The sequence below is a fragment of the Mesorhizobium sp. M1E.F.Ca.ET.041.01.1.1 genome (genome assembly GCF_003997355.1).
Lineage (GTDB): Bacteria > Pseudomonadota > Alphaproteobacteria > Rhizobiales > Rhizobiaceae > Mesorhizobium.
The window spans coordinates 1-3,844 of sequence record NZ_RZSL01000564.1 but is presented as its reverse complement, the minus strand read 5'-3'; the positions used below and the strand labels follow the sequence as shown (position 1 = coordinate 3,844).

The 3,844-nt window shown below is 63.2% G+C and carries 2 protein-coding genes; both read right to left on the bottom strand.

Annotation, left to right across the window (positions count from 1 at the left end):
- A partial coding sequence (locus tag EOA38_RS30220) for an amidase (RefSeq protein ID WP_127300954.1) occupies nucleotides 1-1,241 on the bottom strand: 1,241 nt, incomplete at its 3' end.
- A 228-nt stretch (nucleotides 1,242-1,469) separates the two neighbouring features.
- A complete protein-coding gene (locus EOA38_RS30215; RefSeq protein ID WP_126094557.1) occupies nucleotides 1,470-3,716 on the bottom strand; it encodes a tetratricopeptide repeat protein in 2,247 nt (748 codons plus the stop codon).
- Between the last annotated feature and the right edge of the window lie 128 nt (nucleotides 3,717-3,844).

Sequence of the window (3,844 nt, the reverse complement as noted above, 5' to 3'; positions counted from 1 at the left end):
ACATACTCCGCCAGATCGAAGCCGTCGTCGCCGTAGCGGTCGGGCAGCGCGCCCGGCGGCTGCGGGAAGATCTTTGGGCCGTCGACCGCGGCGAGATCGGGAAGGACCGGATCGGCATTGGCGCGCAAAAAGTCGTCCCAGGACCAGATGGAGAGATCCCAGATCTCGCGCTCGGCAAACGCCGCCGGCACCAACCCGCGATCGACCATGGAGCGCGCGCCCGGCCGGTCGCGCTCGTAATTCGAGACGACGGGAAGATCGACCTCGACCACTTCCGCGCCGAGCGCCTCCAGGTCGCGCGCCGCCTGTCGCCAGAGTTTTAGCACCGAGGCGCGGGTCTCGATCGGCCGGTCGGCGCCTTCGTCCCTGCCGATATACATTTTCGGCACGCCGAGCCGCTTGCCCTTGAGCACGCCTTGCAACGCCAGCCGCTTGTAGCTTGCCGGCCTGAATTCGGACGCCTTCGGGATCGGCACTGAGCGCTGTACCCGCCAGAAGTCGCCGCGCGTCTCTTCGTCGTCGGCGACGATGACGTCGAGCAGTTCGAGCATGTCGGGCATGCTGCGCGTATGCGGCACCACTACGTCCATTGTCGGCACCAGGGGCCAGTTGCCGCGCACCGAGATCACGCCGCGCGAGGGCGTGTAGGCGACGAGCGCGTTGTTGGAGGCCGGCGCGCGGCCGGACGACCAGGTCTCCTCACCGAGCCCGAAGGCGGCGAAGCTCGCCGCTGTCGCCGTGCCCGAGCCGTTGGACGAGCCGGAGGCGAAGGCGGCGGTGAGGTAGTCCGCATTGTATGGGCTCTCGGCGCGGCCATAGACGCCGCGCTGCATGCCGCCATTGGCCATCGGCGGCATGTTGGTGAGGCCGACGAGCACGGAGCCCGCGGCGCGCAGCCTGGCGATGGTGAAGGCGTCGTCGGTGGCGACTAGATGCTCGAAGGCCGGCGAGCCGGCGGCAACCGTCAGGCCCTTCGCCTTGTAGCTGTCCTTGGCGGTGTAAGGGATGCCGTCGAGCGGTCCGAGGGTCTTGCCCTGGCGCCAGCGCCGGTCGGAAGCCTCCGCCTCCTCGAACATCTGTGGATTGAGGATGGGCACGGCGTTGAGCGCGATGCCGTGCCGGTCGTAATGGGCGATGCGCCTGAGATACGCGCCGACCAGTTCGACGCTGGTGACGGTGCCTTCCTCCAGTGCACGGCGCAGATCGGCGATCGAGGCTTCGACGAGGTGGAGGGTGGGCATGATTGCGGGCGAATTCCTTTGCAGAGGCTGCGTTCCGTCACACCCCCCTCTGCCCTGCCGGGCATCTCCCCCGCAAGGGGGGAGATTGGCTGGCGCGCTGGCTTCGCCAATCGCCGGCGTTGCAGGAATGGTGGCGCCGCCAACGCTGATGATCCCGTTGCGGGGCCCATTTGAGGGAGATTACGCGCTCAGCCGCTCTTACCAGTTGTCAATTGCAGGCATCTCAGCTCACAGCGTTTTGCTATCGAACTGACCGTTTTCCTTCATGAGCTCGATATAGGTCTTGGCCTGGGCGTTGCCGTGCTCGGCCGCCTTGAGGAACCACTTGGTTGCTTCCAGGTAGTTCGGCTTGCCGTCAATCCCCCGAAAGTAGAGCGTACCAAGGCTGAACTCGGCATCGACATTGCCAGCCTGGGCTGCCTCAAGCCACCAGGTCTCGGCGGCCTTGTCGTCCCTGGCGACGCCTACGCCGTTTGCATATGCGTAAGCCAGGCTGAGCTTCGAATTTAGATTTCCCTGCCGTGCGGCCTTGAGCCACCACGCAATTGCATTCGCCTTGCTCTCCGAGACACCGGTACCCGTGGAATAGGCGTTCCCGACTGCTTCCTCGGCCATCGCGTTGCCCTGCTCAGCAGCCTTACTCAACCAAGCGAGTGCCTGGGCGTCGTCCTGTTTGACGCCCTGTCCCAATCCATACATCGTGCCGATATTGTATTGCGCGACGGCATGCCCGTTGACCGCAGCTTTCATCCACCACTGGAAGGCCAATCCGCCATCCAGGGCAAATCCGCGACCTTCATGGTACAGAATGCCAAGCTGGTACTGGGCGTCGGCATTGCCTCCGTCGGCGGCCATTTGCGTCCATTTGGCGGCCAACCCGTCGTCCTGCTCGATTCCTTCGCCGAGCAAATAGGCCCGGCCAAGATTATAGCCGGCTTCGGCATTTCCTGCCTCGGCACCCTTGCGCCACCAGATCGCGGCTTGAGCGTAGTCCTGCGGAACACCGGCGCCGACGGCATACATCCCGCCGAGCGCGGATTGCGCTCGGGGGGTGCCTTGATCCGCTGCCTTGTTCATCCAGTAGAATGCCTGGGCGTCGTCCCTGGCAACGCCATTTCCCGTGCGATACGCGTTTGCGAGACTGTACTGTGCCACCGCAACGCCGCTGGCCGCGGCCTTCGTCCACCATTTGACCGCCAACCGGTCGTCCCGAGCAACGCCGAGGCCTTGGTGGTACAGAATGCCGAGTTGACCTTGAGCGTCCGCGTTGCCTGCGTCCGCGGCTTTGAGCCACCAGACTGCACCATCCCGGCTGCTCTGGGCAACGCCCCTGCCCTTCAAGTACGCATTCCCCAGCGACAACTGTGCTTCGGCGTTGCCTTGCTCCGAAGCTTTGCGCCACCAGGCAACGGCTTGAACATCATCCTGCCGCACGCCCATACCAAGCCAGTACATCGTACCCAGGCTTGATTGTGCTAAGGGGTCACTCTTGTTGGCCGCCCTGCTCGTCCAAAGGAATGCCTGGGCATCATCCTTGCCGACGCCCTTTCCAGTGGCATACGCGGTGCCGACATTGTATTGCGCCTGCGCGACACCATCGGCAGCGGCCTTCATCCACCATTGAAATGCAAGGCTGTCGTTCTGTGTCAGGCCTTCACCCAGATGGTAGAGAACGCCGAGCATGTACTGGCCGTCGGCGTTTCCCAGATCCGCAGCCTTGCGCGCCCAGGTGGCGGCAAGCTGGCTGTTCTTGTCGACACCGAGGCCGAACTTGTAGGCCTTACTGAGAACATAGGCGGCCTCCGCATGCCCGTTGTCGGCCGCCCTGCGACTCCATGTCGCTCCAATTTTGTCGTCTTTCTTGACGCCAAGGCCATAAAAGTAAGCTTGGCCAAGACTGTACGCGGCCTCGACACTTCCCGCATCAGCAGCCTTGCGCCACCAGTAGAGTGCCTGCTCGTCACTCTTGCTCAGCCCGTGGCCCTGTGAGTAGAGGACCGCGAGCTGATACTGACCATTTGCGTTGCCTTTATCCGCCGCCTTTCGCGCCAAGCTGGCGGCGAGCTGGTCCTCCCTCGCGACACCGCGCCCAAGAGAGTAAGCTTGGCTAAGGGCGGCTTCGGCCTCCGCATTTCCACCGTCCGCGGACTTACGCCACCAGAAGACTGCCCTCTCGTCGTTCTGTGCGGTTCCTTGGCCGCGCCAATACATCGTGCCGAGATAGCCCTGCGAATCCCGGTTGCCCATGTTCGCCAGTAACGACAACTGATGGAACTCTTCGTCATAGTCCTTGGCTAGGGCGGCAGCTTGCATTTTTCTTATGGCCGACCATTGTACGTAGTAGTTTCGCGCCGGCCAAAACAGCACGAAGGCTGTCAGCGATATCAGGATGATTGGAAAGAGTCTTCGGCGACGCCGCGCAGGCGGGCTGAAAACGGTCATATCCGCTTCAAGCGGCCGGTCGTTATTGCTCACTGCCCCAACCCATTGCAACCCACAAGTAATCACTAGCGCAAGCCGCGCCGTTCTGGAATATCCCCGGTTGTGGACGTCTCTTTTTATTCCGGCGCCCCCGCGAACAGCACCACCCCATCCCCGCCCGC